Annotated in this window: 22 protein-coding genes; 15 read left to right on the plus strand and 7 right to left on the minus strand. The window is 64.5% G+C overall.

Annotated elements, in window-relative coordinates:
- Positions 1 to 34: 34 nt before the first annotated feature.
- Positions 35 to 901 carry a flagellar motor stator protein MotA gene (gene motA, locus OA2633_RS07745; RefSeq protein ID WP_009801964.1) on the minus strand — a complete coding sequence of 289 codons (867 nt, stop codon included), beginning with the start codon at positions 899 to 901 and terminating at the stop codon, positions 35 to 37.
- A gap of 218 nt (positions 902 to 1,119) precedes the next feature.
- Between motA and OA2633_RS07750 the strand changes: the two genes are divergently transcribed.
- Entirely contained in the window at positions 1,120 to 2,406 is a 1,287-nt protein-coding gene (locus OA2633_RS07750) for an MFS transporter (RefSeq protein ID WP_009801965.1), read from the plus strand.
- Between the two features lie 7 nt (positions 2,407 to 2,413).
- On the opposite strand, the gene OA2633_RS07755 is transcribed toward OA2633_RS07750, so the two are convergent.
- The gene (locus OA2633_RS07755) at positions 2,414 to 3,622 is read right to left on the minus strand and encodes a lytic murein transglycosylase (RefSeq protein WP_009801966.1); all 1,209 of its coding nucleotides are present in this window, start codon (positions 3,620 to 3,622) and stop codon (positions 2,414 to 2,416) included.
- 175 nt (positions 3,623 to 3,797) lie between these two features.
- On the opposite strand from OA2633_RS07755, the gene ykgO reads away from it, so the two are divergent.
- The 5 genes from ykgO (at position 3,798) to OA2633_RS07780 (ending at position 6,262) form a co-directional block, all read left to right on the plus strand.
- Positions 3,798 to 3,923, plus strand: coding sequence for a type B 50S ribosomal protein L36 (ykgO, locus tag OA2633_RS07760; RefSeq protein WP_009801967.1), 126 nt, complete (start codon positions 3,798 to 3,800; stop codon positions 3,921 to 3,923).
- A gap of 6 nt (positions 3,924 to 3,929) precedes the next feature.
- The gene (locus tag OA2633_RS07765; RefSeq protein WP_040612545.1) at positions 3,930 to 4,535 is read left to right on the plus strand and encodes an HAD family phosphatase; all 606 of its coding nucleotides are present in this window, start codon (positions 3,930 to 3,932) and stop codon (positions 4,533 to 4,535) included.
- 61 nt (positions 4,536 to 4,596) lie between these two features.
- On the plus strand, positions 4,597 to 4,788 hold the full coding sequence (locus tag OA2633_RS07770; protein WP_009801969.1) for a hypothetical protein: 192 nt from the start codon (positions 4,597 to 4,599) through the stop codon (positions 4,786 to 4,788).
- 37 nt (positions 4,789 to 4,825) lie between these two features.
- Positions 4,826 to 5,401 carry a hypothetical protein gene (locus tag OA2633_RS07775; protein WP_009801970.1) on the plus strand — a complete coding sequence of 192 codons (576 nt, stop codon included), beginning with the start codon at positions 4,826 to 4,828 and terminating at the stop codon, positions 5,399 to 5,401.
- 21 nt (positions 5,402 to 5,422) lie between these two features.
- On the plus strand, positions 5,423 to 6,262 hold the full coding sequence (locus OA2633_RS07780) for an alpha/beta fold hydrolase (protein ID WP_009801971.1): 840 nt from the start codon (positions 5,423 to 5,425) through the stop codon (positions 6,260 to 6,262).
- A gap of 23 nt (positions 6,263 to 6,285) precedes the next feature.
- Here OA2633_RS07780 and OA2633_RS07785 read toward each other — a convergent pair whose 3' ends face one another.
- Complete coding sequence (locus OA2633_RS07785) at positions 6,286 to 6,846, minus strand: hypothetical protein (protein WP_009801972.1); 561 nt, start codon at positions 6,844 to 6,846, stop codon at positions 6,286 to 6,288.
- A complete protein-coding gene (locus tag OA2633_RS07790) occupies positions 6,846 to 8,681 on the minus strand; it encodes an aminopeptidase P family protein (protein ID WP_009801973.1) in 1,836 nt (611 codons plus the stop codon). The genes OA2633_RS07785 and OA2633_RS07790 overlap by 1 nt, the downstream gene beginning before the upstream one ends.
- 175 nt (positions 8,682 to 8,856) lie before the next feature.
- On the opposite strand from OA2633_RS07790, the gene OA2633_RS16115 reads away from it, so the two are divergent.
- Entirely contained in the window at positions 8,857 to 9,015 is a 159-nt protein-coding gene (locus OA2633_RS16115; RefSeq protein WP_156776186.1) for a hypothetical protein, read from the plus strand.
- A gap of 69 nt (positions 9,016 to 9,084) precedes the next feature.
- On the opposite strand, the gene OA2633_RS07795 is transcribed toward OA2633_RS16115, so the two are convergent.
- Positions 9,085 to 9,960, minus strand: a complete 876-nt coding sequence (locus OA2633_RS07795) for a 50S ribosomal protein L11 methyltransferase (protein WP_009801975.1) — start codon at positions 9,958 to 9,960, stop codon at positions 9,085 to 9,087.
- Positions 9,961 to 10,130: 170 nt separating this feature from the next.
- Here OA2633_RS07795 and OA2633_RS07800 point away from each other — a divergent pair, with 170 nt between their 5' ends.
- The 3 genes from OA2633_RS07800 to OA2633_RS07810 are packed head-to-tail and all read left to right on the plus strand — an operon-like array spanning position 10,131 to position 11,512.
- Positions 10,131 to 10,415, plus strand: coding sequence for a DUF2312 domain-containing protein (locus OA2633_RS07800; RefSeq protein WP_009801976.1), 285 nt, complete (start codon positions 10,131 to 10,133; stop codon positions 10,413 to 10,415).
- 8 nt (positions 10,416 to 10,423) lie between these two features.
- A complete protein-coding gene (locus tag OA2633_RS07805; protein ID WP_009801977.1) occupies positions 10,424 to 11,029 on the plus strand; it encodes a hypothetical protein in 606 nt (201 codons plus the stop codon).
- Positions 11,030 to 11,032: 3 nt separating this feature from the next.
- Positions 11,033 to 11,512: an ASCH domain-containing protein gene (locus OA2633_RS07810; RefSeq protein WP_009801978.1), complete on the plus strand. Its 480-nt coding sequence runs from the start codon at positions 11,033 to 11,035 to the stop codon at positions 11,510 to 11,512.
- A gap of 33 nt (positions 11,513 to 11,545) precedes the next feature.
- On the opposite strand, the gene OA2633_RS07815 is transcribed toward OA2633_RS07810, so the two are convergent.
- Both OA2633_RS07815 and OA2633_RS07820 read right to left on the minus strand, forming a co-directional pair.
- On the minus strand, positions 11,546 to 11,941 hold the full coding sequence (locus OA2633_RS07815) for a VOC family protein (protein WP_009801979.1): 396 nt from the start codon (positions 11,939 to 11,941) through the stop codon (positions 11,546 to 11,548).
- A gap of 222 nt (positions 11,942 to 12,163) precedes the next feature.
- Positions 12,164 to 13,660, minus strand: a complete 1,497-nt coding sequence (locus tag OA2633_RS07820) for a sigma-54 dependent transcriptional regulator (RefSeq protein ID WP_009801981.1) — start codon at positions 13,658 to 13,660, stop codon at positions 12,164 to 12,166.
- Positions 13,661 to 13,941: 281 nt separating this feature from the next.
- Between OA2633_RS07820 and OA2633_RS07825 the strand changes: the two genes are divergently transcribed.
- The 5 genes from OA2633_RS07825 (at position 13,942) to OA2633_RS07845 (ending at position 18,325) form a co-directional block, all read left to right on the plus strand.
- Entirely contained in the window at positions 13,942 to 14,877 is a 936-nt protein-coding gene (locus OA2633_RS07825) for an alpha/beta fold hydrolase (RefSeq protein WP_009801982.1), read from the plus strand.
- A gap of 81 nt (positions 14,878 to 14,958) precedes the next feature.
- Positions 14,959 to 15,249, plus strand: coding sequence for an aa3-type cytochrome c oxidase subunit IV (locus tag OA2633_RS07830; protein WP_009801983.1), 291 nt, complete (start codon positions 14,959 to 14,961; stop codon positions 15,247 to 15,249).
- 142 nt (positions 15,250 to 15,391) lie between these two features.
- Positions 15,392 to 16,522 carry a Re/Si-specific NAD(P)(+) transhydrogenase subunit alpha gene (locus OA2633_RS07835; protein WP_009801984.1) on the plus strand — a complete coding sequence of 377 codons (1,131 nt, stop codon included), beginning with the start codon at positions 15,392 to 15,394 and terminating at the stop codon, positions 16,520 to 16,522.
- 60 nt (positions 16,523 to 16,582) lie between these two features.
- On the plus strand, positions 16,583 to 16,915 hold the full coding sequence (locus tag OA2633_RS07840; protein ID WP_009801985.1) for a proton-translocating transhydrogenase family protein: 333 nt from the start codon (positions 16,583 to 16,585) through the stop codon (positions 16,913 to 16,915).
- A 3-nt stretch (positions 16,916 to 16,918) separates the two neighbouring features.
- Positions 16,919 to 18,325 (plus strand): NAD(P)(+) transhydrogenase (Re/Si-specific) subunit beta, encoded by a 1,407-nt coding sequence (locus OA2633_RS07845; protein ID WP_009801986.1) that lies wholly within the window; start codon positions 16,919 to 16,921, stop codon positions 18,323 to 18,325.
- The last annotated feature ends 15 nt before the right edge of the window (positions 18,326 to 18,340 follow it).

Genomic DNA, 18,340 nt, shown 5'->3' on the forward strand with positions numbered 1-18,340 from the left:
GCAAGGGGAAATGTCAAATGCGCTGCGCGAGCGATTAGATCGTCGGCGCGTTGGAGCTGGCCTCTTCAAGCTCGGCGAAGCTCGGCTGGAAGCTGCTCGGCACATTGCCGCGGCCGATCTCGACGGAGATCTGGGCGGCGTTGCCATGCAGGTGCGCCACGAGCACAGCCTGGATGATCTTGTAGAAGGCGCCCTCTTCTTCGTAGATCTCGTTCAGGCGCGCCGCGAACGGGCCCACCAGGCCATAGGCCAGGAACACGCCGAGGAAGGTCCCCACCAGAGCCGAGCCGATCTTGGCGCCGAGCACGGTCGGCGGCGAGTCGATCGCGCCCATGGTCTTGATGATCCCCAGCACCGCGGCCACGATCCCCAGCGCGGGCAGGGCGTCGGCCATGCTCTGCAGGGCATGCGCGGGCGTGGCGGCCTCGTGATGGTGCTTCTCGATCTGCTTTTCCATCGCGTCCTCGACCTGATGCGGGTCCTCGAGGTTCATCGTCATCATCCGCAGCGTGTCGCAGATGAAGTCGATGGCGAAATGGTCCTTCATGATCTTCGGATAGGCGGAGAAGATCGAACTGTCGTGCGGGTTCTCGATATGAGATTCCAGCGCGATCACGCCCTTGGTCTTCATCGTCTTGGTCAGCTGGAACAGGAGGGTCAGCAGGTCCATGTAATCCTGCTTGCCCCATTTGGGCCCCGAGATCAGCTTGGCGAAGTCGCCGGCCGTCTTGGTGATCGTGCCCAGCGAGTTACTGATCAGGAAGGCGCCGATCGCGGCGCCGCCGATCATCATGAGTTCGAACGGCAAGGCCGCGACAATGATGTCGAAGTGCCCCCCGGCGAGCGTGAAGCCGCCGAACACCATGCCGAACAGGACAACAATCCCGATAATCTGAAACATTCCCACCACCCGTTCTAGGCGACATCCGAAGACCCGGCGGCTCCTGCCGCTCTGTCGCCTTCAGCGTCCGATTTCGGGACGGTTATACGCGCTGATGCTTAAGGCCCGGTTTGCGACGCGTTAGGAGCTGGGAAAGACTCTGCGTCCGACTCACGCATAGCCGCCCTGCTCTCATAAACATGGACGGCGCGGGCGGGCGGGCCTATGTCTGTAAGCCTATGAACCCGCCCTATGATCCCGCCAATCCGTCGAGCCCTGATGTGCGCCGCCGCGCATTCCGGCTCCTGTTCCTGTGCCTGATCGCGACCTCCATCGGCAATTCCATGCTGTTCGCGATCCTGCCGCCGCTGGCGCGGGAGCTGCAGGTGGACGAGATCTTCGTCGGGGCGATCTACACGCTTTCCGCCCTCCTCTTCCTGATCATGAGCCCGGTCTGGGGCGCCTTGTCGGACCGGTATGGCCGTCGCCCGCTGATCGTGTTCGGATTGTCGGCCTTTGCAGGCTCCTGCCTGGTCTTCGCCGCAGGCGCCTGGGCCGGTCAGGTGGGCCTCCTGCCGCCCATGGCCGCGATCATCGCCATGGCGCTGGCGCGCTCGATCTTTGGCGGGCTGGGCTCGGCCACCAACCCCTCCGCCCAGGCCTATGTGGCGGACCGCACCGAGCCGTCCCAGCGCACCCGCGCGCTGTCGAGCCTGACGGCGGCGTTCGGGCTTGGGACCGTGATCGGTCCGGCTTTGGCGGGCTTTTTCTCCCACCGCATCGGCATTTCCACCTTCATGGTGCTGGTCGCCATCATGGTGGGCATTGCGGCGGTCTGCGTGCGCCTGTTCCTGCCTGAACAGACCCCGCCCCAGAAAAAGGGCCGCCCGATCAATCCGCTGGTGCAATTCAGATTCGCCGGAGATCCGCGCCTGACCGCCTTCATGATCTATGGCTGCGCGATGTGGATGGCCCAGGCGGCGAGCCTGCAATCACTCAGCTTTTACATCATGGACCGTCTGGGCATGGACGCGGCGGGAGGTCTGCAACTGGGCTCCATCGCGCTGACCATGGGCGCGGCGGGGCTGATCTTCGCCCAGCTTGTCGTGATCCCCGTGCTGAACACCTCGCCTCGCGTCCTCATGATCATCGGCGCTGTGATGGTGGTTCTGGGCAACGCCACGATGATCTTCGCGCCCAATTATGTGGTCATCGTGATCGGCTACATGTTCAACAGTTTCGGCTTCGGGCTCGCGCGCTCGGGCTTCACTGCGGGCGCCTCGCTGGCGGTCGAGCCCGAGGAACAGGGCCGGGCGGCGGGTCTGACCACCGCCACGGCGGGCGTGGGCTTCATGATCGCGCCCATCACCGGGCTGTGGCTCTATCAGAGCGTGGCGCCGGCCGCGCCCTTCGAGCTCAACGCCAGCCTCGCCGTGATCGGCTGCGCGCTGGCGCTGCTGCATCCGCGGGTGCGGGAGACGACGGCGGCGCTGGTCCCCAATGTCGAGGACACGCCGCCCGCCTAAGCGAGGCTTACTGCGCCCGCGCCATCACCGCCTCATACGCGAGACGCCCGGCATAGCCATCCGGCGTGAGCCCGTTGGCGGCCTGGAAGGATTTGAGCGCCGCGCGGCTATTGGCCCCGAAAATGCCGTCCACGCCCCGCGTGTCATGACCGAGATCGGTCAGGGTCTGCTGCAGTTCGCGCGCCTGGGACCGGGTGATCGGGGGATTGTCTTGCGGCCAGTCCCCCGGCAGGGCGTCGAGACCCGACAGGCGCTTGGCCAGATAGCTGACCCCCAGCGCGTAGGCGGTGGAATTGTTATAGCGCATGATGACGTCGAAATTGGTGAAGGCCATGAAGGCCGGACCTGACGCGCCCGCAGGCAGCAGGATGCGGGCGGGGCGATAGAGATCATCCGGGCTCCATTCCCCGCTCACCGGCCGCACGCCATCCATGGCCCAGGCGGAGACGGCGCGTCGGTCGCGCTCTTCCCAGCCCGCAAAGTCAAACCCTTCCGGCAAAGTGACCTCTGTGACGACGGGGGCGCCGGTCTGCCAGCCCGCCCGCGCCAGAAGGTTCGCCGCAGACCCCAGCGCATCGGCTTCGGTCGTCCAGATGTCGCGATGCCCGTCACCATGAATATCGACGGCCCGCTCCATATAGGTGGTCGGTATGAACTGGGTCTGGCCCATGGCGCCCGCCCAGCTGCCCTTGAGCTGGTCCCGGTCGGCATAGCCGCGCTCGATCATGTCGGCGACCGCGAAGAGCTGGTTTTCGGCGAACTGACGGCGGCGACCTTCCCAGGCGAGAGTCGCCAGCGAGCGGACAATGTCGAAATCGCCCTGAATGACGCCATAGGCGCTCTCGAGCCCCCAGATCGCGGTCAGGATATCGGCGTCCACGCCGAACTGGGATTCGACCGTTTCCAGCGCCTCGCCATGAGTCGCCTGGGCGGACAGGCCGTTCTGGGTGCGAGCGTCAGAGGCGGCGCCCTCAAGATACTGCCAGACCGGACGTACGAATTCAGGCTGGGAGCGGTCGCGATCGATGATGCGGGAATCAGGCTCCAGCCCGTCCATCATCAGAGCAATGGTCGCAGGCTCGGCGCCATGTTCGGCGAGGCGGTCCCGGAAGCCGCTGGCCCAGTCCTCGAAGCTGGTCTCCTGCGCGCCCGCGGCGGCTGAAACCAGCACAGCCACGGCCAGAGCCGCGCTTTTGAACAGTGTGCGTACCATCATGATGTTCCTGAACTCGCCTTTGCGCCCCTCGCCGAAGCAGATGATAACGCTGCTCGCACACACTTGCGAGGCGCCAGAAGCGTTGACTCTGCGCTGAGGGTTGAGTAAATCGCGCCCTCTTGAATTTTCCGGGGGCCGTAATGTCCTCCACCCGCATTTAGCTAGGGCGACGACCATGAAAGTGCGCAGCTCCCTGAAGTCCTTGAAGAACCGCCACCGCGACTGTCAGGTCGTGCGCCGCCGCGGCAAGGTCTACGTGATCAACAAAACCGACCCGCGCTTCAAAGCCCGCGCCGGCTAGACAGCCGTGTCGCGCGCGGTTCTCTGGGACCTGGGTCATACCCTGGTCGACTGGGACCCGCGCCGGGTCTACAGATCCCTGTTATCTGACGACGCCGCCGTGGAGCAATTCCTCGGCGGTGTTTGTACTATGGCATGGCACACCGAGCATGACCGCGGCGTGCCCATGGCCGAGAACCGCAAGCCCCTGATTGACGCCCATCCCGACAAGGCCGACCTCATCACGGCCTGGGACACGCGCTGGCCGGACATGTTCGATGGCTGGATCACGGGCATGGAAGCGGTGGTTGACCGCCTGAGCGCCCTGGGCGTGGCGCAATACGCCCTGACCAATCTTCCGGCCGAGAAATGGTCTCATATCGAGCAGACCTATCCCAAGATCGCCGCGTTCGATGCGGTGGTGGTCTCCGGCGCGGAAAAAATGGTCAAACCCGATCCCCGCCTCTATCAGCTGACCATCGAGCGGATCGGCCACGCGCCCGAGGACGTGCTGTTCATCGATGACCGCGAGGACAATATCCGCGCCGGGGTCGAAGCAGGCTTCAAGGGGCATGTCTTCCGCGGCGCAGAAGGCGCGGTTCAGGCCCTTCGCGATCATGGGATCGCGCTCTAAGCGCAAGGGTTGCACATCTTCCCCACACAGGCGATGATACTGGCCCGTGGGAGTCTGCTTCATGTTCAACCTGAAGAAACATGCGCTTTATTTTGCAGCGTTCATCACCGCCTTCATGGTGTTGAGCGTGGCGTTACCGGCCCTGAACCTGAACTGGCCGCCAGTCTTGCAAGTTTTCCTCAAGGGGTTTCTGTCGGGTCTGATCGCCATGCCGCTGCATCCCCGATTCAGGCAGCGCCAGACTACAGACTGAGCTTGCCCGGATCAGCGTCTGGCTTATCCTTCCTTCCATGATGGTGCTCTGCCTCCTGGCCGCCTTTCAGGCGACGCCGCTCGATCTGAGTCCGACTCTGGATGTGGCGGAGCCGCGCGAACATCGCTCCGTCTCCGAGCATCTCGATGACCGCCTGCAAACCCTGGCCAGTCTGACTGATGAGGAGCGCGCCGCCGCCGTTGCGGACGAAGTGCGCTCCTTGTGGCGGCAGCAGGCCGGGGCAACCGCTGACCTTTTGCTTCAGCGGGGCGCCGAGGCGCGCGAGCGCGGCGACATCGACACCGCCTGGCGCAGCTATGACCATCTGCGCGCGCTGGAACCCGACTATGCCGAAGGCTGGGTGGTCTCCGCCGAGCTGGCCATGCAGGCATCGGACTGGGAGTTCGCACTGGAAGCGCTCAACCAGGCCGTGACCCTCGATGAGCGCCGGTTTGACGCCTGGGCGCTTCTGGGCCGGGCGCTGGAACAGGCGCAGGCGCGTGAGGCGGCGATGGAGGCCTATCGCGAAGCAGTATTGCTTTACCCCCTGCATCCGGCGGCCGGGCCCGCCCTCGCCCGGCTCGAACGTGAGCTCGCGGGACGCGCGCTCTAGGCGCGGAGTAGGGGCTGACGCATGACAGGCGAGTTCATCGAACTGGGCGGCGTCAGACTTCATCATCTCATGACAGGCCCCGAGGCCGCGCCAACGCTTCTGGTCCTGCACGGCGCTTCCACCTCGCTGTATGAACCCTATATGGCGCTCTCGAACGCGCTGGAAGCCTATCGGGTGATCTGGCTTGACCGCCCTGGTCTGGGGTGGAGCGAACGCCCCTCAGGCCCTTGGTCGCCCCAACGGGAAGCCGAGCTGATCGCGCATTTCCTGACCGCGCTTGGCGTGCCTCGCGTGGTCGTTCTGGGGCATTCCTGGGGGGCGGCGATCGCGCTCCGGCTTCTGATGGATCGCCCCGATCATGTCAGCGGCGGCGTGCTGATCAGTCCCGCCGCCCGCGCCTGGGTGGGCGAGGCGGCGAGCTATAACAAGATGACAGGCTGGCCCGTCATCGGCCCGCTGATCAGCCATGTGATCGCGCCCCTGATCGGCCCGCGGGAACTGCACAAGGGCGTGGCAAGCGCCTTTCATCCCGAGCCGGTCCCGACGGGCTATATCGAAACGGCGCGACTGGACCGCTTGTTCAAGCCGTCCGTATGGAAGGCCAATGCGCAGGACATGGCGCAGGTCAACGCGCATCTGGCCAATCAGGAAACGCGTTATGGCGAGATCACCCAGCCCGTGGTGATTCTGGCGGGGCCGAAGGACACGGTGGTCCGCACCAGTCGGCACGCCGAACCTGTGGCGAAAACGCTGCCCCATGGTGAGATGCGGCTCTTTCCCAAGGCGGGACATAACCTGCACCACGCCTATTCCCATGAAGTCACGAAGGCTGTCGCGGACGTGCTGGCGCGCAGACGCTGAACCTCCGTCCCGGAGCGGGAAACTTACTCCGCCACCCGACGGTACACCCCGTCCACGCGCAGCTGGCCATTCGCGGCTTCATAGACGCCACGCATGATCGCTTCGAGCTGATCGAGGTCCTGGATCGGGCAATAGCCCTCGGCGTCCCGGCTCACATCCGCTGTCTCGAGCACCGCATCGGCGACATCCGAGCAGGACGGCTGATGATAGCTGACGACTCGGCCCTCCTCATAAACGAAGGCGAGCCCGTAGCCGACCCCATCCTCTCGGGGGGACTGAACGATGTAGACATCGTCAAACAGTTCATGAAAGCGGGCGCCCTGGTGAGGAAAGTTCGGCGCATCAGAGACATAGCGTCTCTGTTCGAGCGTGATTTCGCCGGTCCAGGTGGGGCGGTCCCATTCACGGCCGTCCGGATGCGTCGGAGTATGGGCGTAGACGCCTTCAGACACAGGCCGATCCGCGCCCCAATATCCCACCAGCTCTTCTTCACTCGCGAAACAGGCGGTCAGCCCCAATGCAAAAGCGAGCCCGGCGCACACGCGCAGGCTCGCTTTCACAACTGCCAGAGCGACAGCGTTCATCAGGGCGTGGCGCCCAGGAAGGGTTCGCAGGCTTTCACCAGCCAGTTCGCCGCCTCGCCATCGAGCAGCGGCAGCACCTTCTTGCGCACATCGGCGTGATAGGCGTCGAGCCAGACGAGCTCGTCCTTGTCGAGCAGGGACACGTCCACCAGCGCGCGATGCATCGGCGCCATGGTCAGGGTCTCAAACCCGTGCATGGAGCGATTGCCGCCCGGCACCGGTTCCGCCGGCGTGACCACCTGCAGGTTCTCGATGCGGATGCCGTAATCGCCGACCTGGTAATAGCCCGGTTCGTTGGAGACGATCATGCCGGTTTCAAGCGCGATGGCGTTCGGCGCCTTGGAGATGCGCTGCGGGCCTTCATGGACGCCCAGATAGCTGCCCACGCCATGTCCGGTCCCATGGTCGTAATCGAGCCCGGCCATCCACAAGGGCTGACGCGCCAGCGCATCCAGCGCATGGCCCGACGTGCCCTCGGGGAAGCGGATGCGCGACAGGGCGATATGGCCCTTCAGGACAAGCGTGAAGTGACGACGCATCTGCGCGGTCGGCTCGCCAATGGGCACGGTCCGGGTGATGTCCGTCGTGCCGTCCGGATACTGGCCACCCGAATCCACCAGAAACAGCGAGCCCTGCTTCAGCTTGCGATTGGAGTCCGTATTGACCCGATAGTGCGGGAAGGCGCCGTTCGGGCCCGCCGCCGAAATCGTTTCGAAGGAGATGTCCTTGAGCTGGGGCGACATGTGCCGGAACTCTTCCAGCTTCATCGCCGCACGGATCTCGTCCATCTCGCCAGACTGGGCCTCGGTGTCGAGCCAGTGCAGGAAGCGCACGATGGCCGCGCCGTCGCGGATATGCGCCTGACGGCTGCCTTCCACTTCGACCGGATTCTTGCACGCCTTGGGCAGGGCGACCGGGTCGGGCTTGCGCTGGACCTTCGCGTCCGCGCCTTCAAGCTGCTGGACGACCCAGACCGACGCGGTAGCGGGATCGACGCGGACCGTCTTGCCGGACAGGGCCTTCAGGCCATCTGCGAACTCGGTCTCCGGGCGGATCGCGACTTCATTGCCCAGATGGCTGCGGGTGGCGTCCGTCAGCTTGGCCTCGTTGATGAACAAGGTCGCCTGACCGGACGGCTCGATAATGGCCGAGGACAGCGGCAGAGGCGTGCAGGCCACATCGCCGCCGCGAATATTGAACAGCCAGGCGATGGAGGCCGGATCGGTGATCACTGCGGCGTCCGCGCCGTCTTCCTTCACATCCGCGCCAATTCGCTTGCGTTTGTCGCCATGGGCCTCGCCCGCCACATCCAGCGGCTGGGGATGCACGGCCGCCATCGGGGCGGCCGGGCGATCGTCCCAGGCGGCGTCGATGGGATTGGTCTCCACCGCGACGAGCTTGGCGCCGGTCTTGTCGGCGGCTTCCTGCAGCCTGGTCAGCGCATCGGGTGAATGCAGGCGCGGATCATAGCCGATGGTCTGGCCGGACTTGGCCGTCTTGCGGATCCAGCCCGCCATGCCGGTCTTCACCAGGTCTTCGTAGTCAAACAGGCTGTTATCGACCTGGGATTTGACCTGCTCGGTATAGCGACCGTCCACAAAGACCGCCGCCGTGTCACCAAGCACCGCCGCAGCGCCGGCGGACCCGGTGAAACCGGTGGCCCAGGCCAGACGTTCGGCGTTCGCGGGCAAGTACTCGTTATTGTACTCGTCCTCGTGCGGGATCAGGAAACCGTCCAGACCGGCCTGAGCCAGGCTGGCGCGGAGCTTGGGAAGGTTCTCGCGCCCGTATTGGGGCCCGCCCTTCACATGAAATTGCTGGATCTGATGGGTCATGCGCACAAGCTAGGCCCGCGCCCGGACCTTATCAATCTCATCTCTGCGACAGTGCGCAGCGAGAAGGGCCGCCTTGCAGAAACGCAAGGCGGACCTGCGCAATTGGATATGGCTAATCAAATCTTACAAGCCCATATCCGGGCTCACGAAATTCATGCCTATCGGGAGCTCCGCCATGTTCCACCATGACGCTCATCTTCGCCTGAACGCCTGCGACGGCCTGCGCTCCGTGCGCCGCGCCGAGGCGGCCGGCGTGCGCGCTCGTCCGCGCAATACCGACGCCAACTCGCTGTTCGAGAAAATCGGCCTGGCCGATCGCGTCCGCAAACTCTAAGCCGATCTCTCTCCGGCTTATTTAAAAGCGCGCCAGGCCTCACAGCTGGCGCGCTTTTTCTTTATGCGGCTAGGCCTTGCTGGCGTACACCAGCGTCGCCCAGCCATCGAGAATGGCCTTGTCAATCAGCGACAGGCCCTCGGCGTCATAGGCCGCCTCGACCTTGTCGGACTGCTCCTCGAGAAGCCCGGACAGGATGATCCGGCCGCCCGCCTCGAGACGGGCCGCGATCTCCGGCGCCAGGGTGATCAGCGGACCCGCCAGAATGTTGGCGAAGATCAGCTCGAACTTGGCGCCCTCGAACACCGGGTGATGGAAGCCGTCCGCCGTCACCGCCTCGATCCGGGGCTTCACGCCGTTCTTGGCCGTATTCTCCACCGTCTCGATGACGGATTCTTCATCGATATCCGTGGCGAGGATCTCGCAATCAGACCAGATTTTCGCCGCCGCGATGGCCAGCAGCCCGGTCCCGGTCCCCAGATCCAGGACGGTTTTCGGGTGAAAGCCGGACTGGTCGAGCTTGTCGAGCGCCTCGAGGCAGCCCTTGGTGGTGCCGTGATGGCCCGTGCCGAACGCCGGGCCCGCCTCGATCCACAAGCCGATCTGGCCCTCGGTCAGATCCGACGAGGTATGCTCGCCATAGACAAGGAACCGACCCGCCTCGACGCTCGGCAGGCCTTCCAGAGACAGGGCGATCCAGTCTTCCTCGGGCAGCGGGCCGAAATTGATCTCGACGGCGTCGTGCTCGAGACCGGCCTCGCTGGCAAACGCCTCGGCGTCCGGTTGGTGATCAAACAGGATGTCGATGCGGCCCGCCTCGGGAGAACCATCCTCGAACATGGACCAGCTGACAGGCAGGGGTTCCAGCGCTGCGTCCAGCCGATCGTTGGCTGCGCGAATGAGCGGCATCGGGCCGCGCGCTTCAAGGCGCCAGAGCGTGGTCATGGTGTTCTCCTGTATAGTGCTGGAAGGGCTCTAAAGACTCTTCAGACGGAAGGAAAGCATGCAGCGCGTCTGCATCAGATCGGCTTTGCGCGTCACGACCGGCTTGCCCCGCCCCGCCCCCCTCGCCTATCGAAGAGGGCAAGATCGTAAATCCTCGCCAGGAGACCCTCATGGCCGACTTTGCCGCCTCGACCCCCGAGAAAGACGAATCCGACGCCATCGGCGCCGCCGCCCGTGATCAGCTGCGCGCCCTGGTGGCCCGCATCGAGCGCCTGGAAGAAGACAAGGCCGGCGTCGCCGCCGACATCAAGGAAGTCTACGCCGAAGCCAAATCCATGGGCTATGACACCAAGGTGCTGCGCAAGGTGATCTCCCTGCGCAAACAGGACGCCCATGAGCGCCAGGAAATGGAAGCGCTGCTGGAGCTCTATCTGGGCGCGGTCGGCGAACACTAGGACCGATCATGGCGCGTGAGGTTGATGACAAGTCGACCCGCAAGGCCCTGGCCCGCATTCGCCGGGCCAAGGCCGCCGTCGAGCGCGCCATCGCCAAGGCCGAGGAGGATGATCCCGACGCCGCCGAAGCCGCCCGGATCGAGCTGACCGACTGGGAGGACGAGTTCATGAGCTCCATCGAGGAGCGCCTGAACACGTTCGGCTCGGCCTATGCCGATCCCTCGCTGGGCGCCGAGGGCGAGGCGCTCTCCACGCTCCAGCTCGCCAAGCTCAAGGAGATCGAGAAGAAGGCCAGGGGCAAAGCGCCCAAGGGCTTCTCCCGCGGCGGCGGGTCGAGCTTCAAGACCAAGGGCTCGGGCTTCAAGCGCAAGGGCCCCGAGCGCCGCGCCCGCGAACGCGACATCAACGAGGACGTCATCGCCCCCATCGAGGACACGGCGCCGGATCCCGTGTCCGAACTGCGCAAGTCCGGCCTCGTGCGCAAGGGTTTCACGCCTGAGGTAATCGAGACGCCAGTGGAGCCTGAGGATGCGCCTTCACCGGACGAGGCGCCGTCAGAACCGCCGGTCCCGCCGCGGCGCGGCTTCCGGGTGATCGAGGGCGGTAAGGACTAGACTGTGACCGCAAACCTGTCAGACGCGGACCGGGCCTTCTGGACCCGCTTTCAGCTCGCCACTGGCGAGACCGCCCGGCCGCGCGGCGTGGACGCCTTTGGCGACAGCCCGGAGATGATGGATGAGCTGCTCGCTCTGGTGCTCAGCCGGACCAAACAGGCGACGGCCAGTCTGGCGCGCTGGTACGTGGACGATCCGGAAGGTCTGCCCAAACCCGGCGATCTGTGGCTGATCACAGACGGACGCGGCGTCCCCGCCTGCGTTACAAGAACCACCCGGGTGGATGTCATGCCGATCCGCGAGGTGGATGCGCAATTTGCGTGGGATGAGGGCGAAGGCGACCGCTCGTACGATTACTGGATCACCGAGCACCGCAAATTCTGGCGCCGCGAAGCCGCGCGTGAAGGCTTTGAATACTCCGACGACCTTGATGTGGTCTGTGAGCGCTTCGAGCTCGTCTGGAAACCCGCCCCGTCCGAATAGAAAGAGGCGGGCTTTCACCCGCCTCTCCTGAAATCATCCCTCAACGCGATGAATGGCGCAGAGCTTGTTGCCATCGGGATCACGCACATAGGCGAGATTGATCGCTCCCAGCGATCCCTGGCGCAGGCCGGGCGGGTCCTCGATGGACTTGCCGCCATGGGCGACCGCCACATCGTGGAACTGCTTGAGCTGATCGAACGAGTTGCACTTGAAGCCGAAGGTCGAGCCATTGCCAGCGGTCGCCGCTTGTCCGTCAATCGGTTCACTGACGCAGAAGACGCTCCCATCATGGATGTAGAACAGGCGCACATGACCGGTCGGCGCTTCATTGCGCACTGGCTCTCCCGCGCCCAGAACGCCCAGCACGGCGTCGTAGAAGCGCTTGGACCGCTCGATATCGTTCGAGCCGACCATGATGTGATTGAACATTCAGTCCTCCATCTGCGAGGGCCCAAACGGCCCGCAAGTCGAGCGCATTGTCACCGAGGATGCAGCCAAGTCCATGCGCTAGCGCAAATTTTCCAGGACTACATGAGCCAGCAATGGCGGCCCGCATCCGACAACAAATCGCGGCCCAGGCCGACCGCCTGAACCGCGATGAAGTCTTGGCTCAAAACCTGGACGCCGTGCTGGACGTCCAAGACTGATCAATCAGCCCGCTTCGCGGAAATTGTCCACGTCGAGATCGTATTCGCGAACCTTGCGATACAGCGTGGAGCGGCCCACGCCCAGACGCCTGGCGACCTCGGCCATACGGCCTGAATAGGTCTCGATGGCGAACGCGATGAGATCGCGTTCAATGCTCTCGAGCGAGCGCAGATGTCCGCCCTCATCGAGAATATCGACCGGGAAATGCTCCTCTTCGGCGCCATTCGGCGCCGCGCCCTCGAACTGCTCGGCCGGCAGGGCCGGGACCGCGTTGGCTGCGGGCTGAGCCGGGGCGGCAGACTGGATCGGCGCATCCCGCAAGGTCGGGGCGAGACCCGAAATCTGCGGGAAATCCTCTTCGGTCAGATAATCGCTGTCTGACAGCACCACCGCGCGGAACACCGCATTCTCGAGCTGGCGCACATTGCCCTTCCAGTCATGGTTGGCGAGCATGTGCATGGTCTCCGCCGTGGCGTCGAGCACCGACTTGCCTTCCTGGGCGTTGAAGCGCGCAATGAAGTGCCGCACCAGAGCCGGAATATCCTCGGTCCGCTCGCGCAGGGACGGCACCTCGATGGGGAACACGTTCAGGCGATAGAACAGGTCCTCGCGGAAGGCGCCGGTCTTCACCTGTTCGGCGAGATCGCGGTTGGTCGCCGACACGATGCGCACATCCACTTTCACCGGACGCTTGGAGCCCACCGGATCCACTTCGCCTTCCTGAAGCGCGCGCAGCAGCTTGACCTGCATGTCGAGCGGCAGTTCACCGATCTCATCGAGGAACAGCGTGCCGCCATCAGCTTCCTGGAATTTGCCCAGATGCTTGGCCACAGCGCCCGTGAACGAGCCTTTTTCGTGACCGAACAGGGTGGATTCCACCAGATTTTCCGGGATCGCGCCGCAGTTCACCGCCACGAAGGGACGGCCTGCGCGGTCGGATCCCGCCGCGATGGCGCGCGCCACCAGTTCCTTGCCCACGCCGCTTTCGCCCGTGATCAGGATCGGGATGTTGGACTTGGCCGCCCGTTCGCCAAGACGCACCACCTGACGCATGGCCGGCGCTCCGGCGATCATGTCGGAAAAGCCCAGGGCGCCCGTCGTGCGCTTCTTGAGACGCGTCACCTCGCCCGACAGATCCTTGACTTTCAAGGCATTGCGGATCGACACCGCAATCCGCTCCGGACTGGCGGGCTTCACGAAGAAGTCCACGGCGCCGGCGCGCATCGCCTTCACCACGGTTTCAATGCCCCCATGAGCGGTCAGCACGATCACCGGCAGATCGGGATTGCGGGCCTTGATCGCTTCCAGCGTCTCAATGCCGTCCATGCCCGGCATGACCATGTCGAGCATGACCACGTCCACCCCGCCGCGCTTGACGCGCTCGAGGCCGGCCTCCCCATCCTCGGCGGTCTCCGCCAGATGCCCCTGCTTTTCCAGAACCGCCTGCATCAGGCGACGCTGGGTCGGATCGTCATCGACGATCAATACGGTCTTGGCCATCACACCCACGCCTTTTCGGTCGCTTATCTATTCGGGGCGATCCTTTGAGCGGACCGACCGGGGTTTTCCCCGTGCCGGTCCGAACCGCCCTCCCACCTGTTGTGTGACCCTTTATGGGACACCCGGCGTAAAGATGAGGTGTAGAGACGACTCAGAAATTGTTAGGGTAAATAGAGAGTTAGCCTGGCCTTAAGCTTCAGGTGAGACTCCTGCGTTTGACGGGTCGGCCACAGCCGGTCTACCCCTGAAGCTCCTAAGTATAAGAGTCCCAAGGTCCCATCATGACCAAAGCCGACCGCATGCCTCCGCCCCTCGCGCCCTTCAAGGGCGAGCCTGTCTCCGCTCCCGACTGGTTCAGGACCGCCCAGACTGAAGCCGTCGATACCGGTTTCGCCGAACGCGACGGAACAAGGCTCGCCTGGAAGGCCTGGGGCGAGCGCGGCAAGCCGGGCCTTCTGCTGGTGCATGGCGGCACCGCCCATAAAGGATGGTGGGACGCATTGGGCCCCTATCTGGCGCGCGAAGGGGGCGGTCGCCGGGTCGTCGCCGCTGATCTCGCCGGGATGGGCGAAAGCGGCTGGCGCGAGGTCTACACCATGGATGACCACGCCGCGGACATGCTGGTCGCGGCGGAAGCCGGCGGCGCCTTTGACGCCGGCAAACCCATCATGGTCGGGCATTCCTTCGGCGGCTTCGTCACGCTGCAGGCCTCGACCGTCATGGGGGACCAGCTTGAAGCCGCGATCATCCTCGACAGCCCGATTCGAAAACCCGAAAAGCAGCGCGAGGGCAGCCCGCCGCGCCGGGGCGGACGCATCTATGCCGATCTGCCTGCGGCGCTCGAACGCTTTCGTCTGCTGCCCGAGCAGCATTGCGAGAACCTGTGGATCATTGATCACATCGCCCGCGGCTCTCTCAAAGCAGTCGAGGACGGGTATACTTGGCTGTTTGATCCCGACCTGTGGGCCAAGCTGACCTATCAGCGCCGCGACCCGGAAGCAGCGGCGGCGAACCTCAAATGTCCGCTGGCCTTTATCCGCGGGGAGCATTCGGTGCTGATGAAGGCGGAGACCTGGGACTACATGAAGTCCGTGTTCACCCGTTCGCCCTTCGTCAGCATACCGAACACCCAGCATCATCTGATCCTGGATGATCCGATCGCTGTCACGGCGGCGCTGGACGCCCTGATCGAAGGCTGGGCCCGAAGACCAGTCTAGCCGAGCACAGCGTCTTGGCGGATGGCGAGGAGCGTGATATGTGCCGCCCTCAGAAGACTTCTTTTTCAGATGAGGACGATCATGGCTGAAGAATACATCCGCGGAGACATGGACATCTCCGAGCATAAAGCCTCCTTTGACGGCTTTATCGGCGTGTCGGTGTATTCCACTCTGGTCATCGTCACCACGCTGCTGTGCGTGATCCTCGTCTTCGGCGCGCATTTCCATTGGCTCACCGCCATGTTCGTCTCCGCCATTGTCGGAGGCCTGGGCGGCTTCTTCCTCAAGCAGGGCGCTGGCTACTGGGCGACTCTCGTTGTGCTCGCCATCATCGGCTTCATCATTGGCGGCCTGGTCAGCCTTCTGGCCTAAGCCCTTAAAACAGCGGGCTCACAGCGCGCTCACCGCCTATTGAGCCCGAATCTGTCCGTACAAGCCAGATTACCCCTTTCCGGCGTTAGACGTTTGTCGCAGACTGCGCGCAACGTTAACGACCGGAAGACGGGGTTTCCGAATGCATATCGCCGTACTCGCCGAAACCCGGGATGGAGAATCCCGGGTCGCAGCCACGCCTGACAGCGTCAAGGCGCTGATCAAGGCCGGAGCCGAGATCACGGTTCAGAAGGGCGCAGGCGAGCGCGCCGCCTATACCGACGCCGCCTACGAGGCCGCGGGCGCCAAGCTCGCCACCCGCGCCAACGCCGTCAAAGGGGCCGATGCGCTGTTCTGCGTGCGGCGCCCCGATGACGAGACGCTCAAGCGCCTGAAAGACGGCGCGGTGGTGATCGGGCTTCTGGAGCCGCATGGCGCGACGGAGTTCGCCCAGGCCTGCGCCGACGCCAAGGTCAACGCGCTGGCGATGGAATATACGCCGCGAATCACCCGCGCGCAGGCCATGGACGCCCTGTCGAGCCAGTCGAACCTGTCGGGCTATCGCGCCGTCATCGAGGCGGCCGAGCTCTATGGCCGCGCCTTTCCCATGATGATGACCGCTGCAGGCACCATCGCCCCGGCGAAAGCCTTCGTGATGGGCGCCGGGGTTGCGGGCCTGCAGGCCATCGCCACGGCGCGCCGTCTGGGCGCGGTCGTCTCTGCGACCGACGTGCGTCCCGCCGCCAAGGAACAGGTGGGGTCTCTGGGCGCCAAGTTCGTCGCCGTCGAGGATGACGAGTTCAAGGAAGCCGAGACCGCGGGCGGCTACGCCAAGGAGATGAGCGACGACTACAAGGCCAAGCAGGCCGAGCTGGTCGCCAGCCACATCGCCAAGCAGGACATCGTCATCACAACCGCCCTCATCCCGGGGCGTCCGGCGCCGCGCCTGATCACCACGGCCATGGTCGAAAGCATGAAGCCGGGGTCCGTGATCATCGACATCGCCGCCGCCAATGGCGGCAATTGCGAGCTGACCGAAGCGGACAAGGTGGTCGAGCATAACGGGGTGAAGATCGCCGGTTTCACCAATCTGCCCGCCCGCCTGGCGGCCGATTCCAGCCAGCTTCTGGCCAAGAACCTCGTCAATCTCTTCCCACTCCTGGTGGGTGAGGATGCGGCGTTCGCCCCGCACTGGGATGACGAGGTCATCAAGGGCATGGCCCTGACCAGGGATGGCGCGATCATCCACCCCAGCCTGACGGGTGATGCGTAATGGTTTGTCCCGCAAACCGCACTCACCACTTTCTGACCGCCCCCGCATACGGAGCCTCACATGGAAGCCGTTGATCCGATTATCTTTCGCCTGGCGATCTTCGTCCTCGCCGTTTTCGTGGGCTATTATGTCGTCTGGTCGGTGACCCCGGCCCTGCACACGCCCTTGATGAGCGTGACCAACGCCATCTCCTCGGTGATCATTGTCGGCGCGCTGATCGCCGCGGGCGCCACCGCGCTTGATCAGGCCGGGCAGTTCTCCAAGGGCGTCGGCGTGCTTGCGGTGATCCTCGCCAGCATCAACATCTTTGGCGGCTTCATGGTCACCCAGCGCATGCTGGCGATGTACAAGAAAAAAGAAAAGCCGGCGGCCAAGCCGAAGGCGGAGGGCTAAGACATGTCAGCCAATCTCGCCGCAATCCTCTACATGGTCTCGGGCATCTTGTTCATCATGGCGCTTCGGGGCCTGTCGAGCCCGGAAACCTCCCGCCAGGGCAATTATCTGGGCATGGCCGGCATGGCCATCGCCGTGGGCACGACCCTGTTCTATGTCGAACTCGACGGGCTGGGCCTGCTGCTGATCCTGGGCGCGGTCGCCATTGGCGGCGGCATCGGCGCGGTCATCGCCCGGCGCATCCCCATGACGGACATGCCCCAGCTGGTCGCGGGCTTCCACTCGCTGGTGGGTCTGTGCGCCGTGCTGGTCGCCGCCGCCGCGCTCTATGAGCCGCACGCCTTCCACATCGCCACCGCCACCGGCAAGCTCAAGGGCCTGTCGCTCGTCGAGCTGTCGCTGGGAGTCGCCATTGGCGCGATCACCTTCTCGGGCTCTGTGATCGCCTTCATGAAGCTGCAGGGCCTGATGAGCGGCGCGCCGATCGTCTTCAAGGGCCAGCACTGGCTGAACCTCGCCATCGGCGTTGCGATCTTCGTCTTCATCACCTTCCTCACCGCCTCGGGCGGGGACGCCAAGATCGCGTTCTGGATCATCACGCTGCTGGCGCTGGTGCTGGGCGTGCTCCTGATCATCCCCATCGGCGGCGCGGACATGCCGGTCGTGGTGTCCATGCTCAACTCCTATTCGGGTTGGGCGGCTGCAGCGCTCGGCTTCACGCTTGAGAACACGGCGCTGCTGATCACCGGCGCGCTGGTGGGCAGCTCGGGCGCGATCCTGTCCTACATCATGTGCAAGGGCATGAACCGCTCCTTCATCTCGGTGATCCTGGGCGGCTTCGGCGCTGACCCGGCCTCCGCCGGCGCTGCGGCGGATGTGGACCGCACGGTCAAGCAGGGCTCGGCCGATGACGCGGCCTTCATCATGAAGAACGCCGGCAAGGTCATCATCGTCCCCGGTTACGGCATGGCGGTGGCGCAGGCCCAGCACGCGCTCAAGGAGATGGCCGACACCCTCAAGGAAGAGGGCGTGGACGTGAGCTACGCCATCCACCCGGTGGCGGGGCGGATGCCCGGGCATATGAACGTGCTCCTGGCCGAAGCCCAGGTGCCCTATGACGAGGTGTTCGAGCTTGAGGACATCAATTCCGAATTCGCGACCGCCGACGTGGCCTTCGTGATCGGGGCCAATGACGTCACCAACCCCGCCGCCGAGGAAGATCCGGCCAGCCCGATCTATGGCATGCCGGTGCTGCAGGTGTGGAAGGCGAAGACGGTCTTCTTCGTCAAGCGCTCGCTCGGTTCCGGCTATGCCGGCATCGAGAACCCGCTCTTCTTCCGGGACAACACCATGATGTTGCTGGGCGACGCCAAGAAGATGAGCGAAAGCATCGTCAAGGCGCTCGACTAGAGCCCGACAGACAAT

The sequence above is a fragment of the Oceanicaulis sp. HTCC2633 genome (assembly GCF_000152745.1).
GTDB lineage: Bacteria > Pseudomonadota > Alphaproteobacteria > Caulobacterales > Maricaulaceae > Oceanicaulis.